Source organism: Nocardia sp. NPDC004722, from assembly GCF_053601505.1.
On the sequence record NZ_JBSGBY010000724.1, the window covers coordinates 1 to 3,814 of the forward strand.

A 3,814-nucleotide genomic window follows, 5' to 3' on the forward strand; every position below is an offset into this window, starting at 1 on the left:
CCGAGATCGAAGGAGCTGAACAGAATGGCCAGGAAACCGGCCACCGAGATCGCCGCCACCAGCGCGGTGTTGGCCGCGACCTTCGGCAACAGCGACAGGCCCGCCACCAGACCGGCGAGCAGCAGCAGCGTGATCAGCGCGGGGTTGCTCTCGAAGAGACTGAAGCTCGAGCCCTTGACGGTGGTCCCGAGCACATCCTGGGACTTGGTGCCGACGTAGGGCGCGAAGCCCAGCAGGAAGTTGAGAACGCCGAGCGCGGCGATGCCAACCGTCAAGAAGAAAGGCAGGCCCTTGCCTGCGATGGAAGACGTCCCAGAACCGGCAGCGGGAGCGCCTGCGGGCTGCGAGCCGTATCCGGGTGAGGAGGGCGTCGGCTGGGGCGCGTTGTATCCCGAGCCCCCGGTCGGGTATGACATGTCGTCGTCTCCTATCGAGTCGTGAGTCGTTCACGAACCTCCACCGACGCTACTGCACTCGACGGCCGGGGGCACCATCTACCACCGGCCGTGGCCTTACCGCAATACCGTAAATAACGGCCGAAGGCCGCCCGTCGAATTCGACAGGCGGCCTTCGTGATCAGCGGTTCGGACGGGCAGAACCCACCTTCCCCAGCCCTGTGCCCCGCTCCCTCGAGGGAGCGGGGCACGAGAACATCAAGCGCTGATGGAAGCCTTCTCCAGGATCTCGCGCGCCAGGGCGGCGGTCTCGGACGGGGTCTTGCCGACCTTCACGCCCGCGGCCTCGAGGGCCTCCTTCTTGCCCTGGGCGGTGCCCGCACCGTCGGAGACGATGGCACCGGCGTGGCCCATGGTCTTGCCCTCCGGCGCGGTGAAGCCCGCGACGTAGCCGACGACCGGCTTGGTGACGTTGGCCTGGATGTAGGCCGCCGCGCGCTCCTCGGCGTCGCCGCCGATCTCGCCGATCATGACGATGAGCTTGGTCTCCGGGTCCTTCTCGAACGCCTCGATGGCGTCGATGTGGGTGGTGCCGATGACCGGGTCGCCGCCGATGCCGATGGCGGTGGAGAAACCGAAGTCCCGCAGCTCGTACATCATCTGGTAGGTCAGGGTGCCGGACTTGGAGACCAGGCCGATCGGGCCCTTGCCGGTGATGGTGGCCGGGGTGATGCCGACCAGCGACTCACCCGGGGTGATGATGCCGGGGCAGTTCGGGCCGATGATGCGGGTCTTGTTGCCCTTGTCCACGTTGTAGGCCCACGCGTACGCGGTGTCCTGCACCGGGATGCCCTCGGTGATGACCACGAGCAGCGGGATCTCCGCGTCGATGGCCTCGATGATGGCGTCCTTCGAGAAGGCCGGGGGGACAAAGGCGATGGAGGTGTCGGCGCCGGTCTTCTCCATGGCCTCGGCCACGGTGGCGAACACGGGGAGCTCGACCTCGTTGCCGGCCGCGTCGACGTGCTTGACGGTGGTGCCCGCCTTGCGCGCGTTCACGCCGCCGACGACGTTGGTGCCCGCCTTCAGCATCAGCGCGGTGTGCTTGGTGCCCTCGCCGCCGGTGATGCCCTGGACGATGACCTTGTTGTCCTTGTTCAGGAAGATAGACATAGTGGTTCGTGTCCTTACTTGGCAGCCAGTTCGGCGGCCTTGTCGGCGCCTTCGTCCATGGTCTGAGCGAGAGTCACCAGCGGGTGGTTGAAGTCGGCGAGGATCTGTCGACCCTCCTCGACCTTGTTGCCGTCCAGGCGGACGACCAGCGGCTTGGAGGCGGTGTCGCCCAGGGTCTGCAGGGCGCCGACGATGCCGTTCGCGACCGCGTCACAGGCGGTGATGCCGCCGAAGACGTTCACGAACACGGACTTGACCTGGGAGTCGCCCAGGATGACGTCCAGACCGGCGGCCATGACGGCGGCCGAGGCGCCGCCACCGATGTCGAGGAAGTTGGCGGGCTTGACGCCGTTGTGGTTCTCACCGGCGTAGGCGACGACGTCGAGGGTCGACATGACCAGACCCGCGCCGTTGCCAATGATGCCGACCTCACCGTCGAGCTTGACGTAGTTGAGGTCGTTTTCCTTGGCCTTGAGCTCGAGCGGGTCGGTGGCGTCGATGTCCGCGAACTCGGCGTGGTCGGGGTGACGGAACTCGGCGTTGCCGTCCAGGGTCACCTTGCCGTCGAGGGCGAGGATCTCGTTGTCGGGGGTGCGCACCAGCGGGTTGACCTCGACCAGGGTGGCGTCCTCGTTCTTGAACACCTCCCACAGCTTCTGGATGGTCACCGCGGCGGCGTCGAGGATGTCGGCGGGCAGGTGGCCCTGCTCGGCGATGGAACGGGCGAAGGCCAGGTCTACACCCTTGACGGCGTCGACCGGCACCTTGGCCAGCCGCTCCGGCTTGGTGGCGGCCACCTCTTCGATCTCCATGCCGCCCTCGACCGAGCACATGGCCAGGTAGGTGCGGTTGGAGCGGTCCAGCAGGAAGGAGATGTAGTACTCGGCGGCGATGTCCTTCGCCTCCGCGACCAGGACCTTCTTGGTGATGTGGCCCTTGATGTCCAGGCCCAGGATGTTCTGGGCGTGGGTGTAGGCGTCGTCCGGGGTGGCGGCGTACTTCACGCCACCGGCCTTGCCGCGGCCACCGACTTTGACCTGCGACTTGATCATTACCGGCTTGCCGATTTCTTCGGCGATCGCACGAGCGTCCTCGGCGGAGTCCGTCACGCGGCCCTCCGACGAAGGCACTCCGTGCTTCACGAAGAGTTCCTTCGCCTGATATTCGAAGAGATCCATGTACTCACCGTCTCGTCTGCGTTGTTGTGACAACGTCTGGTTGGCGGCCCGTCGTCGGGGGCGGGTCGGATCGGACTCTAATCAGTCACATGGAGCGGAAATCAGCCGCATACAGCCTAAGTGGCGCAGGTCACGGTACTGTCTCCGCTACCTCAAAACCCCTCGTCAATGCTACTCATCGGTAGCTTGTTGACGGGGTGCCAGGTGGAGCACACGAATACCGCGGAGTGATGGTCACTACTACGCGAAGTCGTTGACTAACCTCACTTGGTTACCCGCAGCACAGTGAGCGCATTCCCGCGCTCAGAGTGATGAATGTCACAGCAGCGTGTCGAACCATGTCCATCGCTTGCTGAGCCGCAATCGTTTCGTTACCGTCGTTGCGGTCGATGTCACAACCCGGTCACGGACAGGAGGACGGCAGGCTTGACGCAGCACAGCCCCCGACGTGCCCACCGCTATCGCGAGGACGCCGAGAACTACAGCGGAACCACGACTTTCGACGCCCCCTTCGACTCGAACAGCGCGGTCGCCCACGGCGATTGGGACGCGACCCAGGCGTGGAACTCCGACGTCCAGTGGACTCCCGAGACGCAGTGGAATCCCGACGCGAACACGCAGTGGAACCCTGAGGCCCAAACGCAGTGGAACCCTGAGGCGCAGTGGAACTCCGACGCCGACTGGAATTCCGGTCAGCAGTGGGGCCAGGCGCAGCAGTGGGAGCAGCCGCAGCAGCAGTGGGGCGAGGCCGACTACCAGCCCGAACCGGACTGGAACGCGCAGACCACCGTGAACGGCTGGGCCGCACCGAATCCGAGTGATTGGGCCCCGCAGTCGCGGACGAACTGGGATCCGAGTGCGGACCCGACCCCGTCCGATGAGTACCGACCGGTCTACACATTCCGTACCGCGGGCGGCGAGAAGCTCCAGTTCTCCGGCGACGGCGCGCGCGTGAATCGCGCTGCGCGCGAAGCCGATGCCGCCGCCGAGGACGAGACCCGTCCGTCCCGTTCGGGCGGCAAGCGTCGCGCGGGCGGCACCCATCGCGTGCCCGCCCCGCCGTCGGCG

The 3,814-nt window shown here is 66.1% G+C and carries 3 protein-coding genes and 1 pseudogene; 1 reads left to right on the forward strand and 3 read right to left on the reverse strand.

The window, feature by feature from the left end; all coding sequences use genetic code 11:
• The 3 genes from ACWELQ_RS40625 to sucC form a co-directional block, all read right to left on the reverse strand.
• Window positions 1–416: DUF5336 domain-containing protein (locus ACWELQ_RS40625; protein ID WP_452402314.1), on the reverse strand; the 416-nt coding region annotated here is incomplete at its 3' end.
• Between the two features lie 237 nt (window positions 417–653).
• The gene (sucD, locus tag ACWELQ_RS40630) at window positions 654–1,568 is read right to left on the reverse strand and encodes a succinate--CoA ligase subunit alpha (protein ID WP_452402315.1); all 915 of its coding nucleotides are present in this window, start codon (window positions 1,566–1,568) and stop codon (window positions 654–656) included.
• Window positions 1,569–1,582: 14 nt separating this feature from the next.
• On the reverse strand, window positions 1,583–2,746 hold the full coding sequence (gene sucC, locus ACWELQ_RS40635; RefSeq protein WP_452402316.1) for an ADP-forming succinate--CoA ligase subunit beta: 1,164 nt from the start codon (window positions 2,744–2,746) through the stop codon (window positions 1,583–1,585).
• A gap of 426 nt (window positions 2,747–3,172) precedes the next feature.
• Between sucC and ACWELQ_RS40640 the strand changes: the two are divergent.
• A pseudogene (locus ACWELQ_RS40640) lies at window positions 3,173–3,814 on the forward strand (hypothetical protein); the annotation flags it as partial.